The sequence below is a fragment of the Micromonospora sp. NPDC006431 genome (assembly GCF_042870725.1).
Classification (GTDB): domain Bacteria; phylum Actinomycetota; class Actinomycetes; order Mycobacteriales; family Micromonosporaceae; genus Micromonospora.
In genome coordinates this window covers 36,711-63,177 of sequence record NZ_JBIAHQ010000006.1, presented here as the reverse complement: position 1 = coordinate 63,177, position 26,467 = coordinate 36,711, and the positions used below count along the sequence as shown (strand labels likewise).

At 73.3% G+C, this 26,467-nt stretch carries 23 protein-coding genes and 1 tRNA gene; 12 read left to right on the top strand and 12 right to left on the bottom strand.

The window, feature by feature from the left end:
- Positions 1-28: 28 nt before the first annotated feature.
- The 5 genes from ACFYM6_RS13520 to ACFYM6_RS13500 form a co-directional block, all read right to left on the bottom strand.
- Entirely contained in the window at positions 29-3,601 is a 3,573-nt protein-coding gene (locus ACFYM6_RS13520; protein WP_387275190.1) for an adenylate/guanylate cyclase domain-containing protein, read from the bottom strand.
- On the bottom strand, positions 3,598-4,389 hold the full coding sequence (locus ACFYM6_RS13515) for an MBL fold metallo-hydrolase (protein WP_387275188.1): 792 nt from the start codon (positions 4,387-4,389) through the stop codon (positions 3,598-3,600). Before ACFYM6_RS13515 ends, ACFYM6_RS13520 begins: the two co-directional genes overlap by 4 nt.
- Positions 4,390-4,518: 129 nt before the next feature.
- The gene (locus ACFYM6_RS13510) at positions 4,519-4,980 is read right to left on the bottom strand and encodes a RidA family protein (protein ID WP_357439416.1); all 462 of its coding nucleotides are present in this window, start codon (positions 4,978-4,980) and stop codon (positions 4,519-4,521) included.
- An 85-nt stretch (positions 4,981-5,065) separates the two neighbouring features.
- On the bottom strand, positions 5,066-5,221 hold the full coding sequence (locus tag ACFYM6_RS13505) for a DUF4177 domain-containing protein (protein WP_013736319.1): 156 nt from the start codon (positions 5,219-5,221) through the stop codon (positions 5,066-5,068).
- Positions 5,222-5,281: 60 nt separating this feature from the next.
- Entirely contained in the window at positions 5,282-5,731 is a 450-nt protein-coding gene (locus tag ACFYM6_RS13500) for a hypothetical protein (protein WP_387275187.1), read from the bottom strand.
- A gap of 346 nt (positions 5,732-6,077) precedes the next feature.
- Between ACFYM6_RS13500 and ACFYM6_RS13495 the strand changes: the two genes are divergently transcribed.
- The 3 genes from ACFYM6_RS13495 to ACFYM6_RS13485 are packed head-to-tail and all read left to right on the top strand — an operon-like array spanning position 6,078 to position 9,006.
- A complete protein-coding gene (locus ACFYM6_RS13495) occupies positions 6,078-6,788 on the top strand; it encodes a hypothetical protein (protein ID WP_387275185.1) in 711 nt (236 codons plus the stop codon).
- A 34-nt stretch (positions 6,789-6,822) separates the two neighbouring features.
- A complete protein-coding gene (locus ACFYM6_RS13490; protein WP_387275183.1) occupies positions 6,823-7,800 on the top strand; it encodes an ArsA-related P-loop ATPase in 978 nt (325 codons plus the stop codon).
- 54 nt (positions 7,801-7,854) lie between these two features.
- Positions 7,855-9,006 (top strand): ArsA family ATPase, encoded by a 1,152-nt coding sequence (locus ACFYM6_RS13485; RefSeq protein WP_387275181.1) that lies wholly within the window; start codon positions 7,855-7,857, stop codon positions 9,004-9,006.
- A 34-nt stretch (positions 9,007-9,040) separates the two neighbouring features.
- On the opposite strand, the gene ACFYM6_RS13480 is transcribed toward ACFYM6_RS13485, so the two are convergent.
- The gene (locus ACFYM6_RS13480; RefSeq protein WP_046564004.1) at positions 9,041-9,361 is read right to left on the bottom strand and encodes a WhiB family transcriptional regulator; all 321 of its coding nucleotides are present in this window, start codon (positions 9,359-9,361) and stop codon (positions 9,041-9,043) included.
- 400 nt (positions 9,362-9,761) lie between these two features.
- On the opposite strand from ACFYM6_RS13480, the gene ACFYM6_RS13475 reads away from it, so the two are divergent.
- Entirely contained in the window at positions 9,762-12,203 is a 2,442-nt protein-coding gene (locus ACFYM6_RS13475; protein ID WP_387275179.1) for a transglycosylase domain-containing protein, read from the top strand.
- Between the two features lie 60 nt (positions 12,204-12,263).
- Here the strand turns inward: ACFYM6_RS13475 and ACFYM6_RS13470 are convergent, their stop codons facing one another.
- Positions 12,264-12,719: a GatB/YqeY domain-containing protein gene (locus ACFYM6_RS13470; RefSeq protein ID WP_387275177.1), complete on the bottom strand. Its 456-nt coding sequence runs from the start codon at positions 12,717-12,719 to the stop codon at positions 12,264-12,266.
- Positions 12,720-12,744: 25 nt separating this feature from the next.
- Here ACFYM6_RS13470 and ACFYM6_RS13465 point away from each other — a divergent pair, with 25 nt between their 5' ends.
- The 3 genes from ACFYM6_RS13465 (at position 12,745) to ACFYM6_RS13455 (ending at position 15,022) form a co-directional block, all read left to right on the top strand.
- Positions 12,745-13,638 (top strand): metallophosphoesterase, encoded by an 894-nt coding sequence (locus ACFYM6_RS13465; RefSeq protein ID WP_387275175.1) that lies wholly within the window; start codon positions 12,745-12,747, stop codon positions 13,636-13,638.
- A 71-nt stretch (positions 13,639-13,709) separates the two neighbouring features.
- Positions 13,710-13,786, top strand: a tRNA-Pro gene (locus tag ACFYM6_RS13460).
- Between the two features lie 123 nt (positions 13,787-13,909).
- Positions 13,910-15,022 (top strand): calcium:proton antiporter, encoded by a 1,113-nt coding sequence (locus ACFYM6_RS13455; RefSeq protein ID WP_387275173.1) that lies wholly within the window; start codon positions 13,910-13,912, stop codon positions 15,020-15,022.
- Between the two features lie 19 nt (positions 15,023-15,041).
- Here ACFYM6_RS13455 and ACFYM6_RS13450 read toward each other — a convergent pair whose 3' ends face one another.
- Complete coding sequence (locus ACFYM6_RS13450) at positions 15,042-15,515, bottom strand: hypothetical protein (RefSeq protein WP_387275171.1); 474 nt, start codon at positions 15,513-15,515, stop codon at positions 15,042-15,044.
- Between the two features lie 110 nt (positions 15,516-15,625).
- Between ACFYM6_RS13450 and ACFYM6_RS13445 the strand changes: the two genes are divergently transcribed.
- Positions 15,626-16,906, top strand: coding sequence for an MFS transporter (locus ACFYM6_RS13445; RefSeq protein WP_387275169.1), 1,281 nt, complete (start codon positions 15,626-15,628; stop codon positions 16,904-16,906).
- 151 nt (positions 16,907-17,057) lie between these two features.
- On the opposite strand, the gene ACFYM6_RS13440 is transcribed toward ACFYM6_RS13445, so the two are convergent.
- Complete coding sequence (locus tag ACFYM6_RS13440) at positions 17,058-18,797, bottom strand: bifunctional metallophosphatase/5'-nucleotidase (RefSeq protein ID WP_387275167.1); 1,740 nt, start codon at positions 18,795-18,797, stop codon at positions 17,058-17,060.
- Positions 18,798-19,087: 290 nt separating this feature from the next.
- Here ACFYM6_RS13440 and ACFYM6_RS13435 point away from each other — a divergent pair, with 290 nt between their 5' ends.
- A complete protein-coding gene (locus tag ACFYM6_RS13435) occupies positions 19,088-19,891 on the top strand; it encodes an alpha/beta fold hydrolase (RefSeq protein WP_387275165.1) in 804 nt (267 codons plus the stop codon).
- Between the two features lie 43 nt (positions 19,892-19,934).
- On the opposite strand, the gene ACFYM6_RS13430 is transcribed toward ACFYM6_RS13435, so the two are convergent.
- Complete coding sequence (locus ACFYM6_RS13430) at positions 19,935-20,714, bottom strand: metallophosphoesterase (protein WP_387275164.1); 780 nt, start codon at positions 20,712-20,714, stop codon at positions 19,935-19,937.
- A gap of 216 nt (positions 20,715-20,930) precedes the next feature.
- On the opposite strand from ACFYM6_RS13430, the gene ACFYM6_RS13425 reads away from it, so the two are divergent.
- Positions 20,931-22,307, top strand: a complete 1,377-nt coding sequence (locus ACFYM6_RS13425) for a diguanylate cyclase (RefSeq protein ID WP_387275162.1) — start codon at positions 20,931-20,933, stop codon at positions 22,305-22,307.
- A gap of 149 nt (positions 22,308-22,456) precedes the next feature.
- On the opposite strand, the gene ACFYM6_RS13420 is transcribed toward ACFYM6_RS13425, so the two are convergent.
- On the bottom strand, positions 22,457-23,518 hold the full coding sequence (locus ACFYM6_RS13420; RefSeq protein WP_387275160.1) for an aspartate-semialdehyde dehydrogenase: 1,062 nt from the start codon (positions 23,516-23,518) through the stop codon (positions 22,457-22,459).
- 6 nt (positions 23,519-23,524) lie between these two features.
- A complete protein-coding gene (locus tag ACFYM6_RS13415; RefSeq protein ID WP_387275158.1) occupies positions 23,525-24,790 on the bottom strand; it encodes an aspartate kinase in 1,266 nt (421 codons plus the stop codon).
- A gap of 248 nt (positions 24,791-25,038) precedes the next feature.
- Between ACFYM6_RS13415 and ACFYM6_RS13410 the strand changes: the two genes are divergently transcribed.
- Both ACFYM6_RS13410 and ACFYM6_RS13405 read left to right on the top strand, forming a co-directional pair.
- Complete coding sequence (locus ACFYM6_RS13410; protein ID WP_387275156.1) at positions 25,039-25,815, top strand: hypothetical protein; 777 nt, start codon at positions 25,039-25,041, stop codon at positions 25,813-25,815.
- Between the two features lie 85 nt (positions 25,816-25,900).
- Positions 25,901-26,431, top strand: a complete 531-nt coding sequence (locus ACFYM6_RS13405; protein WP_387275154.1) for a nitroreductase family protein — start codon at positions 25,901-25,903, stop codon at positions 26,429-26,431.
- Positions 26,432-26,467 lie beyond the last annotated feature (36 nt).

Sequence of the window (26,467 nt, the reverse complement as noted above, 5' to 3'; positions counted from 1 at the left end):
TGCACGGACCTCGGCGCGGGGGGGGTGGTCAGGGGGTCAGGCGGGTGTGGAGGGCGTCGGCGATCGCCCGCTCGCTGCGCTGCTCGGTGGCGTACGCCAGGCGTACCGCCTCTTCGGCGCTGGCCAGCGCCTCGGCCGGGCGGTCGCACGCGGCCAGCGTCTCGGCCAGCACGCAGGCCCCGATCACCTGGCTGCGAACGTCCTCGGCGGGGGCGGCGACCGCCCGCTGCGCCCAGTCCAGCGCCTGCACCGGCTGGCCGTGGGCGAGCAGCGCGGAGGCATACCGGGCCATGGTCTGGCGGCGGGAGAAGAGCAGCGAGGGGGTGTGGGCGGCGGCGGTCGCGACCGGGGCGAGCAGCCCCACCGCGGTCGCCGGGTCGTCGTCGGCGAGCCGGGCCAGGGCGAGCAGCACCCGGGGCGCCACCTGGGCGGGGGCCTGCGGGTTGTGCGGCTCCACCGTGGTGAGCACCGACCGGGCCGCCTGCTCGGCGGTCTCCCAGTCGCCCAGGTCCAGCGCCACGAACCCGCGCAGCGTGCCGGCCATTCCGGTGAGCAGCGGGTGCGACGTCCGGCCGGCGTACGCGAGGGCGTCGGTGAGCAGGTCGGCGGCGTGCTCCGGCTCGCCCAGCCCGCGTGCCACCACCCCGCGTACCACCAGGGCGAAGCCCTGCCCCCAGTCGTCGCCGACCTCGGCGAAGTCCCGGTACGCGCGCCGCGCCGCCCGGTCCGCCTCGGCCAGCTCACCCAGCTCCGCGGTGGCGTACGCCTCGACCGCGCGCAGCGTGCCGACCGCCCACGCCTCGCCGACCCGCTCGCCGAAGGGGAGGAAGACCTGCGCCATCCGGCAGGCCTCCCGGAGCCGGCCGGCGAGCAGCCGGGCGAACGCGGTGGTGCCGCGCAGCCAGGCCCGGCCGTACGGGTCCTTCAGCTCGGCGAAGAGCCGGGCGGCCCGGCCGAGCACCGCGTCGGTGCCGGCGAAGTCGCCCCGGGTGGTGGTCACCCAGGCCAGGTTCTGCAACGACCAGGCCTGCCCGCGCGGGTCCTTCGCGGCGAGGCTGACCTGGTAGGAGGCGGCCAGCCGGCTGCTCGCCTGGCCGAGCCGGCCGGCGACGAAGTCGGCCATGCCGAGCCGGCGCATCGCCGAGGCACGCATCGTCGGCAGCTCGGCCGCCGTGGCCACCTGAAGGGCCTCCTGCCAGCAGCGTTCCGTCCGGGCCTGGTCGCCGAGGGTCTGGTGGGCCTGCCCGGCGAGCAGCAGGGTACCGGCCCGGGTGGCCGCGTCGCCGGTGTTGGCCGCGATCTTCTCCGCGAAGGCGAGCGCGTCGTGGGGGCGGCCGACCTGGAGCAACGCCCGGGCGTGCACCACCTGGTCGGCCAGCGGCACGCCGTCGCGGGCCAGCTCGGCGGCGCGCTCGGCGTACTCGACGGCCAGGGCCGGCTCGCCGGAGCGCAGCGCGCGGCGGGCGGCCCGGCCGAGCGCGGCGACGCCCAGCGGGGCCACCGCGCGGGCCGGCGCGTCGGGGCGCAGCTTCACCGCGTCGGCGAGCGCAGCGGCCCGCGCCACGTGTTCGGCCACGAAGTCGTCCCGGGCCGCCTCGCTGAACCCACCGGGCAGGGCGGCGCCGTCGGCGCTCTCCGCGGCGGCCCAGCGGGCCAGCGCCGCGTGCCGCTCGGCCAGCTCCGCCTTGCTGACCCCGGCGTACGCGGCCTCGCGCATCAGCGGGGTGGCGAAGGCGAAGCCGGTGCGGGTGCGGTGCAGCATGCGGCGCTGCAGCAACTCCTCCACGGCCCGCTCCAGCTCGACCGCGACCACCGCCCCCGGGCGGCCGTCCCGGCCGGTGCGCTGCTCGCGGAGCGCCTCCAGGCTGCCGGCCGGCACGGTGTCGCCGACCACCGCCGCGTCGCGCAGCACCGAGCGGGCGTCCACCGGCAGCGCGTCGATCCGCGCCGCGAGCACGGCGGCCAGGTCCCGGGAGAGCAGCCGGCTGCCCAGCGAGCCGGGCGCCAGCCGCCAGCCACCGGGAATGTCCCGGTCCGCGCCCGCGGTCAGCGCGCCCCGCTCCATCAGCAGGGTGACCAGCTCGGCCAGGTAGAACGGGTTGCCCTGGGCGGTGGCCAGCAGCCGGTCGGCGTCGGCCTGGGGCAGCTTCCCGCCCCCCAGGTAGGTGGTGAGCAGCCGGGCCGCGTCGGCACCGCGCAGCGGCGGCAGCGCGTGCACCTCGGCGTCCGCGACCCGGGTCAGCGCGCCGGCGGTACGCACCAGCTCCGGGCGGCCGAGCAGCAGCACCAGCACCGGGCCGGTGAGCCGGTTGAGGGTCACGCCGAGTGCGTTGACGGTCTCGGCGGTGGCGTCGTGCAGGTCGTCCACCACGATCACCAGTGGCGCCTCGACCGCGAGCGCGCTGAGCAGGCCGGTGACCGCATTCGGCACCGCCTCGGCGTCCGGCGGCGGGGCGGCCGGGTTCCACTCGCCGTTGCCGGTGGCAGGCGGGAGTTCGGCGTAGCCGAGCAGCGCGAGGAGCTGGTCGACGGCGAGCGGGGGCAGTTCGCCGGGGAGCCGGCCGAGCCGCTGGCCGAGCCGGCGCAGCCGCTCCTCCACGGCCGGACGGGTGAGCGCGGTGGCGGCGTCGTTGGGCAGACCGACCGCGGCCCGGACCAGATCGGCCAGCGGGGCGAGCCGACGCCGCTCGCCGAACGCGGCGCAGCGTACGGAGAGCACCCGGGCACCGGTGTGCGCGGCGTACCGGCCGGCGCCCACGTCGTAGCCGGCGGCGAGGCGTTCCACCTCGGCGGCGAACCGGGACTTGCCGATCCCCGCCTCGGCGGTCATCAGCAGCACCCGGGGCTCGCCTCGATCGATCACCTCGGCGAGCCGGCCGGCGACCCGGCCGATCTCGGTCTCCCGGCCCACGAAGGGCGCCTCGTCGCCGAGACCGGACCGGGTGCCCGGCGCGTCCAGGAGACCCAGCAGCTCGTACGCCTCGACCGGCTCGCGCTTGCCCTTGAGCCGCAGCGGGCGCAGCGCCCGCCAGGAGGCGACGTGCCGGGTGGCGGCGGCGGTCCGCGCACCGCCGTAGACCGCACCGACCGCGGCGGCGTCGGCGAGCCGGGCCGCGGTGTTCACCGTGTCGCCGATGACGGTGTATTCGATCGCCGCCTGGATGCCGGCGATCACGTCGCCGGTGTTCAGCCCGACCCGCAGGCCGAGCGGCGCACCGCCGCCCCGCTCGTCGTCGAGCACCCGGCGGACGGCCCGCTGCATGGAGAGCGCGGCCCGGACCGCGCGCTCGGCGTCGTCCTCGTGCGCGACGGGCGCACCGAAGACCGCCATGATCCCGTCGCCGGTGAGCTTGTCGACGTGGCCGCCGAAGGTCTTGACCGCACCGGCGAGGGCGGCGAGCACCCGGTCGGTCACCGCGCCGACCCGTTCCGGGTCGAGGTCCTCGGACCAGGAGGTGAAGTCGGAGAGGTCGCCGAAGAGCACGGTGACCACCCGCCGTTCGGCGGCGGGCAGCGTCGCGGCGGCCGGCAGCGCAGCCCCGCAGTTGTGGCAGAACCGCGCGCCGGGTACGGCGACGGTTCCGCACACCGGGCAGGTCACGGCTGCTCCACTCCGAGGTACTCGAGCTGCGCGCGGACCGACCACTCGGCGGCCCACCAGAGCGACCGGTCGACGTCGGCGTACACCTTGGCGACCACTTCGGGCGCGGTGGTGGCGCCCGCGGCGACCGCCGCGCGGACCTGGTCGAGCCGGGCCCGGCGGTGGGCGAGGTAGAAGTCGGCCGCCGCGCCGCAGTCGGCCAGCGCCGGGCCGTGCCCCGGCAGCGCCGGCACCCCCCGGCACGTCGACAGCAGCTCCAGGCTGGTCAGGTAGTCCCCGAGGTGCCCGTCAGGGTGGGCGACCACGGTGGTGCCCCGACCCAGGATGGTGTCGCCGGTGAGGACCACCCGCTCGTCGCCGTGCTCGACCAGGAAGCAGACCGAGTCGGCGGTGTGTCCCGGGGTGGCCAGCAGGCGAATCTCCAGGCCCGAGCCGTCGACGGGCCCGGTCAGCGGCTCACCGCCGATGGTGTGGGCCGGGTCGGCGGCGCGGACGGGCGCGCCGCCGAGCAGCTCGTGCAGCCGGGCCGAGCCCTCGGTGTGGTCCGGGTGCCCGTGGGTGATCAGCACGGACCCGACCGGCCCGTGCGCCGCGATCGCGGCCAGGTGCTCCTCGTCGGCCGGACCCGGATCGACGACGACCGCGTGCTCGGCGCCGGGGGCGCGCAGCACCCAGGTGTTGGTGCCGTCGAGCGTCATCGGCCCCGGGTTCGGGGCGCGCAGCAGCGTCACCCACCCCGGCAGCTCGTCCGCGAGGGCACCTGCCGCCCCGGTCACATGCCCGCCCATGGCAGCGATCGTACGACCCCGCCCGCCGCTCCCCACGATCTTGCAGCTCTGGCCTGTGATTTGTGGTCGTTCACGGCTTTCGCTGGGCCGGAACCAGCAAGATCGCGGGGACGGAGCGTGAGCGGCGGCTCAGCCGACCTCGACGATGACCTCGACCTCGACGGGGGCGTCGAGCGGCAACTCGGCGACGCCGACCGCGCTGCGGGCGTGCCGGCCGGCCTCGCCGAAGACCGCGAGGAACAGGTCGGAGGCGCCGTTGATCACGCCCGGCTGGCCGGTGAAGCCCGGCGCGCTGGCCACGAAGCCGGTCAGCTTCACGATCTTGACCACGTTCTCCAGGCCGACCAGCGAGTCGATCGCGGCGATGGCGTTCAGCGCGCACCGCTGCGCCAGGTCCTTCGCCTGGTCGGCGGAGACGCCGTTGCCGACCTTGCCGGTGGCGAGCAGCTTGCCCTCCGCCATCGGCAACTGGCCGGAGACATAGACGTGCTGCCCGGACTGGACGGCCGGCACGTAGCTGGCCACCGGCGGCACCACCTCGGGCAGGGCCAGGCCCAGCTCGGCGAGCTTCGCGTGCGGTCCGTTGCTCATGCCGCCACCTCGCTCCGCTCGGCGTCGCCATGAGCCGACTTCGCGCTGAGACCGATGATTCGCTCGCTACGCTCGCTCATGCCGCTCACGCCTTCGGCCGCTTGAGGTAGGCGACGAGCTGCTCCGGGTTCGGGCCGGGAACCACGGAGACCAACTCCCAGCCATCCTCGCCCCAGTTGTCGAGGATCTGCTTGGTCGCATGGACCAGCAGCGGGACCGTGGCGTATTCCCACTTCTGCATCAGGTAAAGGCTCCCTTGCCTGGCGTGGATTCGTCAGGCACAGCCTACGGGCCGCCGGTGTCAGCGGGACGCCGGACGTTGCCCCGGCGGCGAGGGCGGCTCGCCACAGGGACCCTCATGCTCGTACGGCTGCGGGCAACGGGACCGGTCGGGCAGCGGCAGGTCGCAGAAGACGCGGTGCCGGTTGTTCTGGTCGTCCGCCGTGGAGACCGTCGTCTCACCGGCGTCCAGTTCGCTGACGAAGCCGAGCGAGGTGGCCACGGTGCCGGCGAGCGCGGTCGCCGCCGCCAGGTCGGCGACCCGGACCGGCAGGTGGATGACGTACCCGGGCTCCTCCTCGTCCCGAACCCGATCGCCTGACCGGACCAGCGTGCGGAGCGCCTCAGCCGGGTGGCGATACGACCGCTCGTTGAACGGCAGCGCCAGACCGATCCCGTCGGCATCACCGGGCCGCCCCACCCGGTCAGCGGGGACGAACTGGGCTCGAGGGGTGTTCTCCGCGTCGCGCATGCGATCCTCCGGGCGTCGTACCTGCTCACCGTCAGCACCATCCGGCTCGGACCCACCGCCGCTCCGGTCCCGCGTCGCGACGAACGTAGGACCTGATGGCAGTCCCAGCAACGGGACGCGCAGACGCAATCACGTTCAGTCACATATGCGACACATCTCTCGACTGGAATACGACGGCAGGACCGCCTCCGACCCGCTCGTGCGGGCGACGAGCCGGTACGCGGGGCAGGCAAGGCGCCCATCGACCGCTACCCTTCCGATCTGGACGGGCGCCAGCGCTCGCCCGCCACGCTGGTCCACGTGTCCGTCGCCGGTGGCGACGACGCGCCGCACCCCGGGGGATGACATGACCCAACCGCCCATCGGTGGCGCCGCCGGTTCTCCCGGCGGTCCGTCCCACCAGGAGCCGCCCGCCGGCGCCGCGCCGCCTCCCGGGGCGGCGTACCCCCCGCCGGCCCCGGGGGCATTCCCCGCGCCGGCCTCCGGGGCGTACGCCCCGCCGGCCCCCGGGGCATTCCCCGCGCCACCCCCCGCGGCGTACCCCCCGCCGACCCCGGGGGCGTTCCCCGCGCCGGCGCCCGGCTACCCGCCACCGCCGGCGCCGGCGGGTCCGAAGAAGCGGCGCGGGCTGCTGATCACCTCGATCGTGCTGGCCGCGGCGATCCTGCTCTGTGGCGGTGGCGGCACCGCCGCGTTCCTGACGCTGCGCAAAGCCGAGGAGGGGAAGGGCGCGAAGGAGCCGGCGGTCGCCGTGAACGGCTTCCTCACCGCCGTCTACAAGGATCAGGACGCCCGGAAGGCGGCCACCTTCGTCTGCTCTGCCGCACGGGACGACAAGAAGATCGCCGCCAAGGTCGCCGAGGTGCAGAAGTACGCGACGCAGTACCACAACCCCCGGTTCCGCTGGACCACGCCGAAGGTGGACAACCAGACCGGGGAGCGGGCGACGGTGACCACCAAGGTCACCATGACCACCTCCGACGAGAAGGTGGCCGACCAGGAGTTGCGCTTCACCGTGGTGCAGAAGACGGGTTGGTGGGTCTGCGAGGTCGCCTGAGCCGGGCGACCGACGCGCGCTCTAAGCTCAACGGGTGGCAGCAGCTGAGCACCCGGCCGAACCGGCCGGCACCGCATGGCCGGCCCGCCTGCACGTGGTGACCGGGAAGGGCGGTACGGGCAAGACCAGCGTGGCCGCGGCGCTGGCCCTCGGGCTGGCCGCCGGCGGCCGGCGCACCCTGCTGGTCGAGGTGGAGGGGCGGCAGGGCATCGCCCAGCTCTTCGGCACCGACCCGCTGCCCTACGAGGAGCGGCACCTGACCGACGCCCGGGGCGGCGGCGAGGTGCGGGCCCTGGCGGTGGACGCCGAGGAGGCGCTCCTCGAGTACCTGGACATGTTCTACAAGCTCGGCGCGGCCGGCCGGGCGCTGCGCAAGTTCGGCGCCATCGACTTCGCCACCACCATCGCCCCGGGCCTGCGGGACGTGCTGCTCACCGGCAAGGTGAAGGAGGCGACCACCCGCACCAACGGCCAGCGCCGGGCGTACGACGCGGTGGTGCTGGACGCGCCGCCGACCGGGCGGATCGGCCGCTTCCTCAACGTCACCGCGGAGACCGCCCGGCTGGCCAAGGTCGGCCCGATCAAGACCCAGAGCGAGGGGGTCGCCGTGCTGCTCCGCTCGCCCATGGCGGCGGTGCACGTGGTGACACTGCTGGAGGAGATGCCGGTCCAGGAGACGGTCGACGCGATCGCCGAGCTGACCCAGCTGGGCTTCCCGGTCGGCCGGGTGATCGTCAACGGCGCCCGGCCGCCGGTGCCGACCGGCCGCGCGGTGACCTCCGCCGAGCTGAAGCGGGGGCTGGCGGCCGCCGGCCTGCCGACCGACGCGCGCACCGTCGCGGCCCTCACCGGCGAGGCGCGCGACCAGCAGGTACGCCGGGAGCTGGAGGACTCGCTCCGGGCCGACCTGGTGGAGCTGGGGCTGCCCCTGACCGAGCTGCCGCTGCTCCCCGACGGGGTCGACCGGGCCGGGCTGGAGACGCTGGCCGAGGCGCTCGTCCGGGCGGATTGACTCACACCTGCTGCCGGCACGGAGCAGAGACACCCGGAAGACCGATACGCTCGATTGGTGCCTTCCGAAGACGCGGCGCCACCGCTGGACGTCGACCAGATCCTCGCCGACCCCGGCGTACGGATCGTGGTGTGCTGCGGGGCGGGCGGAGTGGGCAAGACCACCACGGCGGCCGCGTTGGCGCTGCGGGCCGCCGAGCGGCACGGCCGGCGGACGGTGGTGCTCACCATCGACCCGGCCCGCCGGCTGGCCCAGTCGCTCGGCCTGACCGAACTGGACAACACCCCGCGCCAGGTCAAGGGCATCGACGTCGAGGCCAGCGGCGGCGAGCTGCACGCCATGATGCTCGACATGAAGCGCACCTTCGACGACGTGGTGCTCCAGCACACCGATCCGGCGAAGGCGGCGGAGATCTTCGCCAACCCCTTCTACCAGGCCATGAGCTCCACCTTCGCCGGCACGCAGGAGTACATGGCGATGGAGAAGCTGGGCCAGCTGCACGCCCGGGGCGAGTGGGACCTGATCGTGGTGGACACCCCGCCGTCCCGTTCGGCGCTGGACTTCCTGGACGCGCCGGCCCGGCTCTCCCGGTTCCTCGACGGCCGGATGCTGCGGCTGCTGCTCGCCCCGGCCCGGAGCGGGGGGCGGAGCATGTTCAGCTTCGTGACGGCCGGCTTCGGGATGTTCTCCAAGGCCGTGCAGAAGGTGCTCGGGGCGCAGCTGCTCACCGACCTCTCCGGCTTCGTCGCCGCGCTGGACTCGATGTTCGGCGGTTTCCGGCAGCGGGCCGAGCAGACGTACCGGATCCTGCAGGCACGGGAGACGGCGTTCCTGCTGGTCGCGGTGCCGGAACCGGACGCGGTGCGGGAGGCCGCCTACTTCGCGGGCCGGCTGCGCGAGGAGCACATGCCGCTGGCCGGCCTGGTGCTCAACCGGGTGCACCGGCCGGCGGTGCCGGAGCTGAGCGCGGCCGACAGCCGGGCTGCCGCGGCCCGGCTGGAGGACGCCGGCGGGCACGAGGGCACCGTCGAGGTGTTGCGGGCCCACGCGGCGCTGGCCCAGCAGGCGGTACGCGAGCAGCGGGTCGCGGCCCGGTTCACCGCGGCGTTCCCGGCCGTGCCGACGGTGTCGGTGACGGCGCAGCCCGCCGACGTGCACGACGTCGACGGGCTGCGGACGATCGGCGAGGCGATCAGCCAACGGTGAGCCGCGGTGACCGACGGGCCGGACGGCTCGGCGGTCAGTTCGCGGTGGTCACCAGGACCTTGTCCTTGCCGGCCTTCTCCTTGGCGTTCTTCTTCATGGCCGCCTCGAACATCTTTCGCCAGCTGGTCACCTGCGGGTGACGGCGCAGCAACGCCCGGCGTTCGCGTTCGGTCATGCCACCCCACACCCCGAACTCGATCCGGTTGTCGAGCGCGTCGGCCAGGCACTCGTACCGCACGGGGCAGCTCCGGCAGATCCGCTTCGCCACGTTCTGTTCAGCGCCCTGTACGAACAACGCATCCGGGTCACCGTTCTGACACGCCGCCAGTGACGGCCAGTCAGTGATCATGCCCATGTGTAAACGTCCCCCCTTGCAGTACCTACCGACGTCACGCGACCAGCCGTCGAAACTCCCCCCGGTCGTCCGGCCTGCCTCCCCAGGGCGGCACGGACGACATGCGGCTCTGTCGCCGCCAACCATCATGCTGTGTAGTCGCCTGATTACGCAACGTTGTCGGCGAAATCCATCATTCCGGACACTCCCGGCTTCCCGGGCTCTCGCCCGCCGTCTACCCCACCCGAGTACGTGAAAACGCTGCGCGGCTCCCCCTTTCGGGGGAGACTTCTGCGGGTCCACGCAACCACCCGCCAGGGTTCGTGCGTTTAGCACAACGAGGCCGGCGCGTGCTGGAAATGGGGAAAGTTCCCCGCGCGCCCCTCATTCCCTACTCGCGTACCCTGTCGAGGTGACCTGGATGCGGAAACGTGACCACAATGTGCTGACCAACGCCGCATCGCTACTCATCTGTGGCCTGCTGGCCGGCGTGGTGGTCGCGGCGGCGGCCTTCCCCGCAGTGGCGATGTCCGGACTGGCCGCCAAGGCGGGGGCCGAGACCTTTGGCGCGCTGCCCAAGGAACTGACCGTGGCCCGGTCCCCGCAGGCCACCGTCCTGTACGCCTCGGACGGCAAGACCGCGTTGGCCGCGATGTATGACGAGTACCGCAAGGAGGTCCAGCTCAAGGACGTCTCGCCCTACATGCAGAAGGCCATCATCGCGGCCGAGGACCACAACTTCTACAAGCACAACGGCGTCGACTTCAACGGCGTCGCCCGCGCGTTCGTCAACAACAGCTCCGGGGTCAACTCCCGGCAGGGCGCGTCCACCCTGACCATGCAGTACGTCCGGCTGGCCATCTCGTACTCGGCCACGCACCCGGCCGACGTGGTCGCCGCGACCGAGGACACCAGCGCCCGCAAGCTGCGTGAGATGTCGCTGGCCATGCAGGTCGACAAGGAGTTCTCCAAGGACGAGATCCTGGAGCGCTACCTGAACATCGCCGCCTTCGGCAACGGCGCGTACGGCATCTTCGCCGCGAGTCAGACCTACTTCGGCAAGCTGCCGAGCAAGCTCGACATCCAGGAGTCGGCGCTGCTGGCCGGCCTGGTGAAGGCGCCGACCGCGTTCGACCCCACCACCAAGTCCGGCTTCACGGAGGCGGTCGGGCGGCGCGACTACGTCATCCAGAACATGGTGCAGATCGGCGCCATCACCCAGGCGCAGGCCGACGAGGCCAAGAAGATCAAGCTGGTGGTCAAGGACAAGCGCGCTCCGAACGGCTGCGTCGCCGCCAACGAGCAGAGCTGGGGCTTCTTCTGCGACTACTTCTACCGCTGGTGGATGCAGCAGGAGACCTTCGGCGCCACCACGTACGACCGCGAGCGCCGGCTGAAGAGCGGCGGCTACTCCATCACGACCAGCCTGGACGTGCAGGCGCAGCGGGCCGCCGACAAGGCGGTCCGCAACCACCTGAGCGTGAACAGCAAGGCCGCCCGGATGGTGGCGGTGGTCGAGCCCGGCACCGGCCGGGTCCGCGCCGTCGCGGTCAACCGCAACTTCAAGCTCGACGATCCGACGAATCCGCAGAACAAGCTCTCCAGCGACCCGAAGAAGGCCAAGAAGAAGATCCGGGGCACCTACCCGAACACAGTCAACCCGCTGGTCACCGGCGGCGGTGGCGCCAACGGCTACCAGGCCGGCTCGACCTTCAAGATCTTTACCTTGGTGGCGGCCCTGGAGAAGGGCATCCCGCTCAGCTACACCATCAACGCGCAGCAGCAGTTCAAGTCCGACTACATCATCAAGCAGGGCTCGAAGGCTGCCTGCCCCGGCACCCACTTCTACTGCCCGCAGAACGCCTCGAAGTCGATGGCCGGCGTGCACAACATGTGGAGCGCGTTCGGCTTCTCGGTCAACACCTACTTCATCCCGCTCCAGCAGCAGGTCGGCGCGGAGAACGTGGTGAAGGCCGCGGAGAAGCTCGGCATCACCTTCCGCTCCTCAGACGACGCCAAGCTCGCCGCGGACGCGCACCAGTGGGGTGCGTTCAGCCTCGGTGTCTCGCAGACCACGCCGCTGGAGCTGGCCAACGCCTACGCCACCCTGGCCGCCGACGGCAAGTACTGCGAGCCGATCCCGGTCCAGGAGATCCGCGGCCCGGACGGCGACAAGCTGGACATCGCCAACCCGCGCTGCGAGCAGCGGATCGACACCCAGGTGGCCCGGGCCGCCGTGGACGCCGCCCGCTGCCCGGTGGGTGACCGCTCCTCGACCTCCGAGTGCAAGACGGCCACCGCAGGCGAGGTCCACCGCATCGTCAACGCGCCGGTGGCCGGCAAGTCCGGCACCACCGACTCGGACAAGACCTCGGCCCTGGTCGCGATGACCAAGCAGTACGCGGTGGCCGGCATCATGGCCGACCCGGACTGGCCGCAGACCAACCAGAAGATGGGCCACAAGGAGCTCACCGGCATCAACCCCGCGGTGACCGAGACGCTGCGGGACGCCATGAAGGGCAAGGAGCGGAAGGAGTTCACCCCGCCGAGCGGGAAGATCATCAAGGGCGACCAGCGCTCCATCCCCAACGTGAAGTGCCAGTCGATCGACGCCGCCAAGTCGCGGCTGCGCGGCGCCGGCTTCGACCCGGTGGTCTCCAGCAATCCGAGCCCGTCGGAGTGCCCGGCGGGCACCGCCGCCGGCACCAGCCCGGACGGGCGCACCATCAAGGGCGGCGTGGTGATGATCGAGGTCAGCTCCGGCCAGCCGAAGCCCGGCACCGGCACGGGGCCCGGCGGCCCGGCGGTCCCGCCGCCCGGCAACGGCAACGGCAACGGCCGGGGGCCGCGACCGCGCGGCTGACCCGGCCAACGACAGAGCGGGCGGGCACCCTGGTGGGGTGCCCGCCCGCTTCGTCGTTCGTCAGAGACCGAGCTGTCGGCGTACCTCGGCGGCGACCCGGCCGCCCTCGGCCCGGCCGGCCACGGCCGCCTGGGCCGCCTTCATGGCCGGGCCCATCTGCGCCTTGCCGGTGAAGCCGCCCGCGGCGAGCGCCCCCGTGACCAGCTCGGTCAGCTCGGCGTCGGAGAGCTGCTTCGGCAGGTAACGCTCCAGCACCTCACCCTCGGCGGTCTCCTTGCCGGCCTGCTCGGCACGGCCCGCGTCGGCGAAGGCCGTGGCCGCCTCGCGCCGCTTCTTCGCCTCCTTGGTCAGCACCGCGAGGACCTCGTCGTCGCTGAGCTCGCGCTTTTCCTTGCCGGCGACCTCGGCGTTGCCCACGGCCGCGAGGGCCATCCGCAGCGTGGAGGTGGTCAGCTCGTCGCGCGCCTTCAGGGCGGCGCGCATGTCGGCGGTGAGGCGATCCTTCAGCGTGCTCATGGACGGTCAAACTACCCTGAACGGCATGCGAAAGCGCACACTATTCCGGCTCGCCGCCGGGACCGTCGCCGCCGGCGCGGCCACCCTGGCGTACGCGTCCCTCGTCGAGCGCAACCTGTTCACCCTGCGGCGGTACGACGTACCGGTGCTTCCGACCGACGCCGAGCCGCTGCGCGTGCTGCACCTGTCGGACCTGCACATGATGCCCAACCAGCGGCGCAAGCAGGACTGGGTGGCCTCGCTGGCCGCCCTCGACCCCGACCTGGTGGTGGTCACCGGCGACAACATGGCGCACCCCGACGCCGTCCCCGGCGTGCTGCGGGCCCTGCAACCGCTGCTCGACCTGCCCGGCGCCTTCGTCTTCGGCTCCAACGACTACACCGGGCCGGTCTGGAAGAACCCGTTCACCTACTTGCTGCCCGACCGCGAGTACACCGAGGGCGTGCCGCTGCCGTACGAGGAACTGCGCGACGTGTTCACCGGCGCCGGCTGGGTGGACCTCAACAACGCGCGGACCACCCTGAAGGCGGGCGGCCGGGAGATCGAGCTGGCCGGCGTGGACGACCCGCACATCGAGCGGGACGACTACGACGCGGTGGCCGGCCCGGTCAGCTCCGGGACGACGCTCTCCATCGCCCTCAGCCACTCCCCCGAGCCGGCCGTGCTCGACCGGATGGCCGCCGACGGCTTCGGGCTGCTGCTGGCCGGCCACACCCACGGCGGCCAGGTCTGCGTGCCCGGCTACGGCGCGCTGGTGACCAACTGCGGCCTGCCCCGCTCGATGGCCCGCGGGCTGCACCGCTGGCCCGGCTCGGACTCCTGGCTGCACGTCTCCGCGGGCCTCGGTACGCACCCCACCGCACCGGTGCGGTTCGCCTGCCCGCCGGAGGCGAGCGTGCTCACGCTGATCTCCCGCTGACCGGCCCGCCCGGGGTGGGGGTACCGAGTTTGACCATCGGAGCGGGTGGGCTACTATTTGTCGGCACGCCTCGGGGTGTGGCGCAGTTTGGTAGCGCGCTTCGTTCGGGACGAAGAGGTCGTCGGTTCAAATCCGGCCACCCCGACCAGAGGTAACTGCATCAGGGCCCCTCCACGGAGGGGCCCTGATGCATATCTGTCATCGGCCCGGTGGCCGAGGACGCGATCCTGCCCACGGGCGGATGATCAATTTTCCTGGCAAGGTTGGTGGCATGCCCGGCCTCATCCGCTCCCGCCTGACCGACTGGACCACCCTCGTACCCCTGATCGCGGTCCTGGTGCTCGCGGCCGCCTGGGGGCGCCAGCTGCCCGGCCCGTTGATCGCGGTGGTGGCCGCGCTGCTGGCCGGTGCGGTCCTGGCCGCCGTGCATCACGCGGAGGTCGTGGCGCACAAGGTGGGGGAGCCGTTGGGCTCGCTGCTCCTCGCCGTGGCGGTCACGGTGATCGAAGTCGGACTGATCGTCACCCTCATGATCAGCGGCGGGGAAAAGACGCAGGCGCTGGCCCGGGACACCGTCTTCGCCGCGGTGATGATCACCTGCAACGGGATCCTCGGCCTGTCGCTGCTGATCGGCGCGCTACGTCACCGGGTCGCGGTCTTCAACCCGGAGGGCACCGGTGGGGCCCTCGCCACCGTGGCCACGCTCGCCACGCTCAGCCTGGTGGTGCCCACCTTCACCACCAGCCGGCCGGGCCCGCAGTTCTCCCCCGCGCAGCTCACCTTCGCGGCGGTGGCGTCGCTCGCCCTCTACGGCCTCTTCGTGCTGGTGCAGACCGGCCGGCACCGCGACTACTTCCTCCCGGTCACCCACGAGGGCAGCATCCTGGCCGTCGACGCCGACGGCGACGGGCACGCGGACCCGCCGTCGGCCCGTACCGCGCTGGCCAGCCTGGTACTGCTGCTGGTGGCGCTGGTAGCAGTGGTCGGCAACGCGAAGATAATCTCTCCGGCGATCGAGGCGGGTGTCTCGGCGGCCAACCTGCCGCAGGCGTTCGTCGGGGTGGTGATCGCCCTGCTGGTGCTGCTGCCGGAGACCCTCGCCGCGGCCCGGGCCGCCCGGCGGGACCGGGTCCAGATCAGCCTCAATCTGGCCCTCGGCTCGGCGATGGCCAGCATCGGACTGACCATCCCGGCCATAGCGCTGGCCTCCATCTGGTTGCAGGGGCCGCTGCTGCTGGGCCTCGGCGGCACGCAGTTGACGCTGCTCGCGCTCACCGCCGTGACCGGCGTACTCACCGTGGTGCCGGGCCGGGCGACCGTGCTCCAGGGCGGGGTGCACCTGGTGCTGCTCGCCGCGTTCGTCTTCCTGGCGGCCAGCCCCTGAGCGGTCCGTCCCGCCACCGTCAGTCGTGCAGCTCGGTGCGCGCGACCTCGGCGAACGCGGCGGCCAGGTAGTCCGCCAGCGGCCGGTCGGTGGCGGCCAGCAGGTCGGCGACGAGCAACGGCGCGTGCTGGGCGATCGCGGCCGGGTCGGGTGGCGCGTCGTCGTCGCCGGGTTCGTACACGCCGAGGGCGCTCGCCAGCAGGACCAGCAGCACGTGCGGGTCGACGTCGGGCCACCACGGCGCGGTGGACCGGACGCAGCGCTCCAGCACCTGGCGCACGTCGTCCCCGTCCAGCCCGTCCGGGTGGGTCTGCTCCAGCAGCAGCCGGACCACCCCGCCGAGCACCAGGCCGGCCCGGTCGGCGGCGGCCAGCCGTTCCACCGCCGGCCGGTACGCCTCGGCGTCCCGCTCGCGGGCGGTGGCCACCGCCTCGGTGGCGGCTGCGGCGATCTCGCGGGCCGGTGCGGGCAGGTGGCGCCAGGTGACGGTCACCCGGTCAGCATGTCAGACAGGGTGTTCTTGCTCACCGACCGGCTCTGCCGAACGCGGAACCGCCCGAAATCCGCTCGCCGCCTGTCACACCCGGGCAACAGAATCCAGGCATGCTGCGCCGCGCCCTACCCGCCCGCCCGGAAGCCCGTCGGATCCTGCTCGGCACCCTGTTGTCGGCCATCGGGCGCGGCCTGACCCTGCCGTTCCTCTTCATCTACCTCACCGACGTACGCGGGCTGACCGACAACCAGGCCGGCCTGGTCATCGGTTGGTTCGGGGCGGTGACGCTCGCCCTGTCGCCGCTGGGCGGGACGCTGATCGACCGGTTCGGCGCCCGCCGGGTGGTGCTGCCCTGCCTGGCGATCGAAGCCGTCGGCACCGGCTCGCTCGCGCTGGTCGACTCGATCGGCACGGCCTTCGCGGTCAGCACCCTGATCGCGATCGGCGGCTCGGCACTCTGGGCCGGGCAGACCACCATCCTCGCCTCGTTGACCGGCGACGGTGAGCGGCAGCGGGTGTTCGGGCTCCAGTTCGCCCTGCTCAACCTCGGCATCGGGGTGGGTGGCGTGATCTCCGGCGCGGTCGTCGACATCGCCCGCCCGGTCACCTTCCAGGCCATCTACCTGCTGGACGCGCTGAGCTACCTGACGCCGGGCCTGATCCTGCTGACCCTGCCGCACGTCGGGCACCGGCTGGTGCAGGCCCGGACGGCGGCCGCACGGTCGGCCGGGGGCTACCTCACCGTGCTGCGGGACCGGCCGTTCCGGCGCCTGGTCATCTTCGGTCTGGTGCTCACAACCTGCGGCTATGCGCAGATCGAAGTGGGCTTCACCGCGTACTCGATCCGGGTGGTGGAGGTGACGCCGCGGGTGGTGGCCTGGGCCCTCGCCTGCAACACCGTGATGATCGTCCTCTCCCAGCTGCTGGTGATCCGCCGGATGGAGGGGCGCAGCCGGACCCGGGCGCTCGCCGCGGTGGGCGCGGTCTTCGCGGCGGCCTGGCTGGTCCTCGGCGCGGCCGGCCTGGTCGGCACGGGCAACGCGCTGGTCGCGGCGCTCGGCGTGGTGGCCTGCGCGGCGATCTTCGGGTTCGGCGAGACCATGCTCTCGCCGGTGATGCCGGCGCTGACCAACGCGCTCGCCACTGACGAGCTCCGCGGCCGGTACAACGCGATGAGCTCGATGATCTTCGGAGTCAGCGGGATCATCGGCCCGGTCACTGCCGGCCCGCTGCTCGGGGCGGCACACGGGCGGCTCTGGGTGGCCGTCGTGGTGGGCGGCTGCCTGGCCGCGTCGGCGCTGGCGCTGTCGTTGCGCCCGCTGCTGACCGCCGCCCAGGACGGTCGCACCGCCCCGGCCCCGGCGGCCCAGCCGCAGCCCGTCGTCGCCTGAGCGCATCGGGAAAGTGCGGCCTCGAGACCGCTGGAGTTGGCACTTTCCCCGAAGTTGCCGCCTGCCGGCGGCCGCTTGAGGCGAGCGGAGGACCGGACGCGAACGGGCCCCGGAGCGGCTGCTCCGGGGCCCGTCGTGGTTCGGGTCGCCGTCAGGCGGCGGGGACCTCCGCGGTGGTCTGGATCCGGTCCAGCGCCGGCGGCGAGACCGGCGACTTCGCGGTCAGGTACGCGGTGAAGGCGTCCAGGTCGATCATGCCGGTGACCTGGTTCTTCCCACCCGGCAGGACGCTGAAGCCGTCGCCGCCACCGGAGAGGAAGTTGTTCACCGTGACCCGGTAGGTCGCGGTGTCAACGACCGGGGTGCCGTTGATGGTGAGGCTGCCCCGGACCACCCGGGTGCCGCTGCACGGCGAGCTGGCGGGCGCGGTGGTGCCGTTGACGTCGACGACGTAGTGCACCGTCGAGGACGCGTACAGCACCCGGGCGACAGTGAACTGCTGCTCCAGCATGCAGTAGAGCTGCGCGCCGGTCAGGTCCAGCGTCACCAGGTTGTTGGCGAACGGCTGGACCGTGAACGCCTCGGCGTAGGTGACCGGGCCGGCGTCGACGTCGGCGCGGACGCCACCGGGGTTCATGAACGCGGCCACCGCGTTCTGCTCGTTGTCGGTGGCGGCGAGCTGGGCGTCGGCGATCAGGTTGCCGAGCGGCGACTCACCGGTCTGGTACGTCGGCTTGCCGTTGGCGTCGACCCCGGTCTGGTACAGGTTCTCCTGGGACTTGGTGATCACGGCGGTGGTCTCGCCGACCACCTTGTCGGCCACCGGGCCGAGCGCGGTCTTGTAGTGGGTGATCAGGTCGGCGGTGGCGGTGTCCTTCGGGACGTCCCGGGTGACCACGACGTTGTTCGCCTTGGCGCTGATGACGTCCTTGGTACGCCGGTCGATCTTCAGGTCGATGTCGGTGACCAGGCGACCGAACGAGCTGGCACTGGTGACCAGCTTGCCGTTGACGTTGCAGTTGTACGCGGCGTGGGTGTGCCCGCTGACGATCACGTCGATGGCCGGGTCCATCCGGTTGGCGATGTCGACGATCGGGCCGCTGAACCCGGTGCAGTCGTTGATGCCGCCGCCGTTCTGCACGCCGCCCTCGTGCAGCAGCACGACGATGGCCTGCACACCCTGGGCCTGCAGGATGCGGGCGTACTTGTTGGCGGTGTCGGCCTCGTCGGCGAAGCTCAGGCCGGCGACACCCTGCTGGCTGACGATCTGCGGGGTGCCCTCCAGGGTCATCCCGATGAAGCCGACCTTGATGCCGTCGACCTTCTTGATGCCGTACGGCGGCAGCAGCGGCTGGCCGGTGGCGGTCTTGAAGGCGTTCGCCGAGAGGTACTGGAACTTGGCGCCGTTGAACGGGGTGCCGTCGGCGCAGCCGTCGACCGGGTGGCAGCCGCCGTTCTGCATGCGCAGCAGCTCGGTGGCGCCCTCGTCGAACTCGTGGTTGCCGACGCTGGTGAAGTCGAGGCCGGCGAGGTTCATCGTCTCGATGGTCGGCTCGTCGTGGAAGGCCGCGGAGAGCAGCGGCGAGGCGCCGATCAGGTCACCGGCGCCGACCGTGATGGTGTGCTCCCGCTCCTCCTCGGTGGTGCCGCGCAGCTTGTTCAGCTGGGTGGCCAGGTATTCGGCGCCACCCGCGGTCTTGCCGTCGATGGTGCCGCTGGATCCGGTCGGCGGCTCGAGGTTGCCGTGGAAGTCGTTGATGGCGAGCAGCTTGACATCAACCGGCTTCGGATCGGCCTCAGCCTGATTCGGGTGGACGGCGACCGCGGTGAACGCGGTCGCGGCGAGTGCGGCCAGGCCGACAGCGGCCCGGCGCATGCCGGGGACGGACATGGGACTCCTCGTGAGATACCGGCGCGTGGCGGGCCCGGACGATCATTCGCCCGGCGACCCTGCTGTGTGCCGTGACAGGGGTCGGTCGGCGAACGGCGTGAATCGGGGGAAACGCCGCCCCGCCGGGGGCAAGCTTCTCATCCGCCGGGCGATCGGTCGACCAGGGCGGCACACCTGGATGCTGGACGGGGGCGGCGACGTGCACCGGTCTGCCCGAAGAGTCCGACATGACGGGCAGATGAATTCCTGCACGGCCCCCCACAGTCCCGGGCCGGCAGTAGAAAGTAGCCATGACGTCGAACGGGACCACCTGGACGGTGGATACGGTGCGGTCCGCCGATGGCACCACGATCGCGTACGAGACCGCCGGGGAGGGACCGCCGATCATCCTGGTCGGCGGGGCCTTCAACGACCGCGGCACCACCCGTCCGCTGGCCGCCGCGCTGGCGTCCGACTTCACCGTGTACGGCTACGACCGGCGGGGACGCGGCGCCAGCGGCGACACCGGGCCGTACGCGGTGCAGCGGGAGATCGAGGACCTGGCGGCCCTGATCGACCGGACGGGTGGCCGGTCCCACCTCTACGGCCTCTCCTCGGGGGCGATCCTCGCCGCGTACGCGGCCGCCGAGGGGCTGCCGGTCATCGCGCTGGCGCTCTTCGAGCCTCCGTTCCAGGCCGGGCCGCACGGCGGCCCCAAGCCGGGGCTGGCCGTACGCCTGGCCGAACTGGTGTCGGCGGGCCAACGCGACGACGCGGTCGGGCTGTTCCTGATCGAGGCGGTCGGGGTGCCGGCCGAGGCGGTCTCCGGCATGCGCGGCACGCCGGAGTGGGCCTGGATGGAAGGGCTGGCGCACACCCTGGCCTACGACACCACGGTGACCGGCGGCGGCGAACTGCCGGCCGCCCGGCTCGCCACGATCGCCGTACCGACGGTCGTGGTGGACAGCACGGGCAGCCCGGGGTGGCTGCGGGACGCGGCCGCCGCGACGGCCAGGGCGATCCCCGGCGCCACCCACCTCAGCCTGGCGGGCGGTTTCCACGAGGTGCCGCCGGAGACGCTGGCCCCGGCGCTGCGCGCCGCCCTGCTGCACTGAGCCGGCCGGCTCGTACCCGACGGACCAGAGCCGGTCCACGGCTTCAGAACCAGCAGGTCTGCCCGGCGGCGTGGCTGACCTGGACGGTGTGTGTGACACAGCCGCCGTCGGCCACCCGGTGCAGCAGGAAGGCGGTCGGCTCGGCGACCAGCCCGATCTCCTCGTCCTCGCTCATGGTCAGGCTGGCCTGCACCCAGGTGCTCGGCGCGGTGGTCAGCACCGTCCCGGCGAACGCGCTGGTCACCGCCCGGTGCAGGTGACCGGCGGTGACCCGGACGACATGGGGGTGCCGCCCGATCACCGCCGCGAGCGCGTCGGCGTCGGCGAGCCGGATGGCGTCGGCGGCCGGGACGCCGACGGCGACCGGCGGATGGTGCAGACACACGACGGCGGGCGCGTCCGGCCGGCCGGCGAGCACCCCGTCGAGCCAGCCGAGTTGCTCCTCGCCGAGCCGCCCACCGCTGCCGCCGGGGGCGAGCGAGTCGAGCACCACCAGCGTCGCGTCCGGGTGGTCGACGTGGTAGTACGCGGAGAAGCCACCGCCCAGGCAGGGAGTGCCGCCGAAGGTGTCGAGCAGGGACTCCCGATCATCGTGGTTGCCGGTGGCGAGGTGCACCGGCAACGGGAAGCGCCCGATGATGTCGCGCAGCGCGACGTACTCGTCGGGGCGGCCGTTGCTGACCAGGTCACCGGTGATCACCACGCAGTCCGGCCGGGGTCGCAGGGCCAAGACCCGGCCGAGGGCGCGGTGCAGCCCGGACGCCTGCTCGGCGGCGAGCGGACCGGTGGTCACGTGCGGGTCGCTGAGCTGGGCGATGAGCATCGACGCCTCCTCGGGCCCGGGACCCTCACGCTATCGTCGCAGGCCCCGCCGCGCGGCCCCGCCTTACCCACAGGCGGCGTCCACACCCTGTGGATAGCACATGTGTACGAAGGTCGGTGGACCGTCCGCTGAGTACCCTTGATCGCACCCCGGCCCCTGACCAGGAACGACGTGGATCACGAGCGAGTCCTCCGAGACGTCACGGTCCGCCTCCCGATGGCGTCGACCGCCCTGGAGGCGTGCCGGTGGACGGTCACCGCGCTGGCCCGGCACACCCCGGCGGCCATCTCGATCCTGCTCCAGGTCCACGACCGGCTCCGCTGCGTCGCGGCCACCGGCGCCTGGCAGGTCTTCTCCACCGTGCCGCCGAAGACCGGAATCGTCGGCCGGGTGTACGCCACCGGCGAGCCCGCCATCGTCGCCGACGTCACCGCCGACCCCGATCACCTCCCGGTACGCCCCGATGTCACCGCCGAGGTCTGCGTGCCGCTGCGCGGCCCGACGGGCCGGCCGATCGGCGTGCTCGACCTGCAGTGGAGCGGCCCGGTCGAGCTGGACCGGTGGCGGGAGACCGCCGAGCGGCTGGCCGCCCGGCTGGGCGCCCGGATCGTGGCGCTGGACGGCCCGCCGGCCGAGAGCCGCAGCGAGAAGCTGCTCCGGCACGCTGCCGCGATGACCGCAGCGCCCACCGAGTGGGACCTGATGACCGCCGCGATCGCCGCGGCCCGGGACGTCTCTGGCCTCTCCGCCGCCGTGCTGCTCCTCGCCGACCGGCCGGGGCCGCGGCTGAGCGCGCCGACCGGCACGCCCGGCGAGCTGGAGTCCCGGCTCCGGGCCGAGCTGACCGAGGCCGACCCCGCCGTGCTCGGCCGGCTGATCGCCGGGGCGCACCGGCAGGGCTCGGCGTACACGCTGGGCGAGGCGAGGCACCCGCCGACCGAGGACCACCTACCGCTGGCCCGGGCCGGGGCGCGCACCCTGGTGACGGTGCCCGTCGGGCCGCCGGACACCGGCGGGGTGCTGCTGGTCGCCGACGAGCGGCTGCTGCGCCCCGACCCGACCACGGTCAACCTGATGGAGCTGCTGGCCGGGCAGGCGTGGACCTGCCTCGACCGGCTGCGTACGCTCGCCCGGCTGCGCGAGCAGGCCAACTCCGACCCGCTCACCGGATTGCGCCACACCGGGCCGTTCGGCCGGCGGATCGCGAGCGCCACGCCCGGGCGTACCGCCCTGCTGGCGATCGACGTGGACGGCTTCAAGGACGTCAACGACACGTACGGCCACCAGGCCGGGGACCGGCTGCTGGTCGGGCTGGCCCGGGCGCTGGAGGGGGCGCTGCGGCAGGGCGACGAGCTGTACCGGACCGGCGGCGACGAGTTCGTCGCGGTGATCGAGGTGAGCCGCCCCGAGGAGGCGGTCCGGATCGCCGAGCGGCTCACCGAGGCGGCCCGGCGGACCGGCCGTACGATCAGCGTCGGCGTCGCCCTGCCCCAGCCCGGCGAGTCCCCCGACCTGGCCCTCCGCCGCGCCGACCAGGCCCTCTACGCCGTCAAGCGGCACGGCCGCGACGGCGTCCGCCTCGCCGCCGCCTGACCGCTCATGCCCGCCGCGCCCTGGCGCGATCCGCTCCACCTCGGCGAAGTAGCGGTATCCCCCGCCCCCTGATCCACCCCACTTGGGCGAAATGGCCAGTGTCCGCTGCCGGCCGGTCGTCGCCCGCAGGGCCGATGCTGGCGGCGCCGTCAGGAGCGGGTGAGTTCGGCGGCGAGGAGCTCGGCGATCTGGGCGGTGTTGAGGGCGGCGCCCTTGCGCAGGTTGTCGCCGGTGACGAAGAGGTCGAGCGCCCGCGGGTCGTCCACGGCGCGGCGGATCCGGCCGACCCAGGACGGGTCGGTGCCGACGGCGTCGATCGGCATCGGGAACTCGCCGGCGGCCGGGTCGTCGACCAGGATCACGCCGGGCGCGTTGCGCAGCGCCTCCCGGGCCCCCTCGGCATCCACCTCGGTGGCGAAGACCGCGTGCACGGCGATCGAGTGGCCGGTCACCACCGGCACCCGTACGCAGGTGGCGGAGACCTTGAGGTCGGGCAGTCCGAGGATCTTGCGCGACTCGTTGCGCATCTTCAGCTCCTCGGACGACCAGCCGCCGTCGGCCAGCGAGCCGGCCCACGGCACCACGTTGAGCGCGAGCGGGGCCGGGAACGGGCCCAGCTCGTCGCCGACCGCCTGCCGCACGTCGCCCGGACGGGAGCCGAGCACCCGGTCCCCGGCGATCTTGCCGAGCTGGGCGTGCAGCGCGTCCACGCCGGCCTGCCCCGCCCCGGACACCGCCTGGTATGACGCGAGCACCAGTTCCCGCAGCCCGTACTCGCGGTGCAGCGGAGCGACCGCCACGATCATCGCCAGGGTGGTGCAGTTGGCGTTGGCGATGATCCCCTTGGGCCGGTTGCGGACCTGCTCGGGGTTGATCTCCGGCACCACCAGCGGGACGTCCCGGTCCATCCGGAACGCGCCGGAGTTGTCCACCGCGACCGCACCCCGGCTGACCGCGATCGGCGCCCACTCGGCCGAGACCTCGTCCGGGACGTCGAACATCGCCACGTCCACACCGTCGAACGCCTCGGGGCTGAGCGCCTGGACGGTGAGCAGCTCACCCCGGCACTGCACCTGCCGGCCGGCCGAACGCTCGGAGGCGAGGAGCCGGATCTCGCCCCAGACGTTGCGCCGGGAGGAGAGCAGTTGGCACATCACCGTGCCGACGGCACCGGTCGCCCCGACCACGGCGAGGGTGGGCAGCGACGGCATGGCCGGCTACCGCCCGGTGCCCGCGTAGACCACGGCCTCGGACTCGCCGCCCAGATCGAAGGCGTCGTGGATGGCCCGGACCGCCTTGTCGAGGTCGGTGTCCCGGCACACCACGGACACCCGGATCTCGGAGGTGGAGATCATCTCGATGTTCACGCCGGCCGCGCCGAGGGCCGCGAAGAAGCCGGCCGCGACGCCCGGGTGCGAGCGCATGCCGGCGCCGATCAGGGAGACCTTGCCGACGTGGTCGTCGTAGAGCAGGCCCTTGAACTTGACCACGTCCTGGATCTTGCTGAGCGCGGCCATCGCGGTCGGGCCGTCGGTCTTGGGCAGGGTGAACGAGATGTCGGTGCGCCCGGTGCCCTCGGTGGACACGTTCTGCACGATCATGTCGATGTTGATCTCGGCACCGGCCACGGTGTCGAAGATCCGCGCGGCGGCACCCGGCTCGTCGGGCACCCCGACAATGGTGATCTTCGCTTCGCTGCGGTCGTGGGCGACCCCGGTGATCAGTGCCTGTTCCACAGGAAGGTCCTCCATCGATCCGGTGACCATCGTGCCGGTGTTGGTCGAGTATGACGAACGGACGTGGATCGGCAACCCCGCGCGCCGGGCGTACTCGACGCTGCGCAGGTGCAGCACCTTGGCGCCGCAGGCGGCCAGCTCCAGCATCTCCTCGTAGGTGATGTGCTTGATGTGCCGGGCGTTCGGCACGATCCGCGGGTCGGCGCTGAAGACGCCGTCCACGTCGGTGTAGATCTCGCAGACGTCCGCGTCGAGCGCGGCGGCGAGCGCCACGGCGGTGGTGTCCGATCCGCCCCGGCCCAGCGTGGTGACGTCCTTGGTGTCCTGCGAGACGCCCTGGAAGCCGGCCACGATGACCACCGCGCCCTCGTCCAGCGCGCCCTTGAGGCGGCCCGGGGTGACGTCGATGATCCGCGCCCTGCCGTGCACCGAGGTGGTGATCACGCCCGCCTGCGAGCCGGTGAACGAGCGGGCCTCGTACCCGAGGTTGTGGATGGCCATGGCGAGCAGTGCCATGGAGATCCGCTCCCCGGCGGTGAGCAGCATGTCCAGCTCGCGGCCGGGCGGCAGCGGGCTGACCTGGTTGGCCAGGTCGAGCAGCTCGTCGGTGGTGTCCCCCATCGCGGAGACCACCACGACCACGTCGTCGCCGGCCTTGCGGGCGGCCACGATGCGCTCGGCCACGCGCTTGATCCGCTCGGCGTTGGCGACGGAGGATCCGCCGTACTTCTGCACCACGAGTGCCACGACGGTGCACTCCCTCCCAGCGACGACCCTGAGCGTGCCGACGCCGCCGGATTCCGGTCCGGCGGCGTTTGTCAGACCTCCTCAGGGTATCGGGCGGCGCGCGTCACCGGGCCGGGTGATCCCACCATCCGGCCCGGCGTGGGGCGGCTCACCAGGGCCGGACACCCCGCCGGCGGGCCCCGCGACACGCCGGCGGAACAGCCGTACAGCGGGCTCCCCCGGCCCGTCCGGCACCGCAGAATGACCCGGTGCACGCTCACCTCCGCACGGCCCGGCGGCTCACCGGCGCCCTGGCGATCGTCCTGCCGGCGCTGCTGGCCGCCTGCACCGCCGCCCCGCCGGAGCCGGTCCCACCCGGCGCCACCGACCCGGCGCCCGCGGAGGTGGACGCGGCCCGCGACGAGCTGGCCGCCCTGGCGGCCGCCGCCCAGGACCGGCACCTCACCGCCACCTACACCTTGACCGGCACGGACGGCTCGGCCCGGACGGTCTCGGTGACCAGCGCGAACGACGGCACCTGGCGGGTGGACGTGCCCGGTTGGGGGCTTGGCGGCACGGTCGACGTGTCGCTCGCCGCCACCGCCGACGGGCTGTTCCAGTGCGCGCTGCCCTCGGCCGGCCGCCCGCAGCCGGCGAGCTGCGTACGCCTCGGCGAGCCGGACGACGCCGTGCCCCGGAAGCAGGACGTCCGGGTGCAGCACCCGTTCACCGACTCGCTGGAGGTGCTCACCGACCGGCGGGCCCCGCTCGCGGTGTCACCGGCCACGCCGCCGGCCGGGGCCAGCGGCCAGTGCTACTCGGTCGAGTCGACCTCCGCGTCGCTGAACGCTCCGCTGGACGTGGGCATCTACTGCTACCGGCCGGACGGCACCCCGACCGCGGTCCGCGCCGCCTTCGGCACCCTGAAGCTGGCCGGCGAGCCCGGCCCGGCCCCGGCCACCGTGCGGTTGGCCGGCCCGGTCACCGAGGGCGAGCCGATCGGCACCGACTCGCCCACCGACGGCCCGAGCCCGGAAACGCCTTGACCCTATTGTCCGTTACGGGTGCTCTTAGCCACATCTGACCGGCCCGGCCGAGGGCAGCCAACGCCCATCCGGGACGCTCTACCCCATGGCCGACCTCACACCGCTGCTCGCCTTCCGCTGGAGTCCCCGCGCCTTCGACCCGGAGGTGGAACTCGCCGGCGACGATGCCGCCTCGCTGCTGGAAGCCGCCCGCTGGGCGCCGTCGGCCGGGAACGCGCAGCCGTGGCGGTTCGCCCTGGGGCACCGGCAGGACGAGACCTGGAAGCGGATCCTCGTCAACCTCCCCGAGCACGACCAGACCTGGGCCCGGCACGCCGCCGCGCTGGTGGTCGGCGCGCACACCGGCGGCGACCCGGAACGGGCCGCGTACGACCTGGGCCAGGCGGTCGCCCACCTGACCGTGCAGGCCAGCGCGCTCGGCCTGCACGTGCACCAGCTCACCCGCTTCGACCGGGCCGGCCTCGCCACCGAGCTGGATCTGGCGCCCGGGATCCGGCCGCTGGTGGTGGCGGCCGTCGGCCGCCTCGGCGACCCGTACGCGCTCCCCGCGGAGCTGCGCGCCCGGGAAACCGCGCTGCGCCGCCGCCACCCCCTCGCCGCGCTCCTCCTCCGGTGACCCGCGCCGCGCCGAAATCGTGCTCGATCCAGGAAG

Coding starts and splice junctions, on each gene's coding strand:
- ACFYM6_RS13515 (WP_387275188.1), bottom strand. CDS start 4,389: ATGGGCGGGCATGTGACCGGGGCGGCAGGTGCCCTCGCGGACGAGCTG.
- ACFYM6_RS13510 (WP_357439416.1), bottom strand. CDS start 4,980: ATGAGCAACGGACCGCACGCGAAGCTCGCCGAGCTGGGCCTGGCCCTG.
- ACFYM6_RS13505 (WP_013736319.1), bottom strand. CDS start 5,221: ATGCAGAAGTGGGAATACGCCACGGTCCCGCTGCTGGTCCATGCGACC.
- ACFYM6_RS13500 (WP_387275187.1), bottom strand. CDS start 5,731: ATGCGCGACGCGGAGAACACCCCTCGAGCCCAGTTCGTCCCCGCTGAC.
- ACFYM6_RS13495 (WP_387275185.1), top strand. CDS start 6,078: ATGACCCAACCGCCCATCGGTGGCGCCGCCGGTTCTCCCGGCGGTCCG.
- ACFYM6_RS13480 (WP_046564004.1), bottom strand. CDS start 9,361: ATGGGCATGATCACTGACTGGCCGTCACTGGCGGCGTGTCAGAACGGT.
- ACFYM6_RS13475 (WP_387275179.1), top strand. CDS start 9,762: ATGCGGAAACGTGACCACAATGTGCTGACCAACGCCGCATCGCTACTC.
- ACFYM6_RS13470 (WP_387275177.1), bottom strand. CDS start 12,719: ATGAGCACGCTGAAGGATCGCCTCACCGCCGACATGCGCGCCGCCCTG.
- ACFYM6_RS13465 (WP_387275175.1), top strand. CDS start 12,745: ATGCGAAAGCGCACACTATTCCGGCTCGCCGCCGGGACCGTCGCCGCC.
- ACFYM6_RS13455 (WP_387275173.1), top strand. CDS start 13,910: ATGCCCGGCCTCATCCGCTCCCGCCTGACCGACTGGACCACCCTCGTA.
- ACFYM6_RS13445 (WP_387275169.1), top strand. CDS start 15,626: ATGCTGCGCCGCGCCCTACCCGCCCGCCCGGAAGCCCGTCGGATCCTG.
- ACFYM6_RS13440 (WP_387275167.1), bottom strand. CDS start 18,797: ATGTCCGTCCCCGGCATGCGCCGGGCCGCTGTCGGCCTGGCCGCACTC.
- ACFYM6_RS13435 (WP_387275165.1), top strand. CDS start 19,088: ATGACGTCGAACGGGACCACCTGGACGGTGGATACGGTGCGGTCCGCC.
- ACFYM6_RS13430 (WP_387275164.1), bottom strand. CDS start 20,714: ATGCTCATCGCCCAGCTCAGCGACCCGCACGTGACCACCGGTCCGCTC.
- ACFYM6_RS13425 (WP_387275162.1), top strand. CDS start 20,931: ATGGCGTCGACCGCCCTGGAGGCGTGCCGGTGGACGGTCACCGCGCTG.
- ACFYM6_RS13420 (WP_387275160.1), bottom strand. CDS start 23,518: ATGCCGTCGCTGCCCACCCTCGCCGTGGTCGGGGCGACCGGTGCCGTC.
- ACFYM6_RS13405 (WP_387275154.1), top strand. CDS start 25,901: ATGGCCGACCTCACACCGCTGCTCGCCTTCCGCTGGAGTCCCCGCGCC.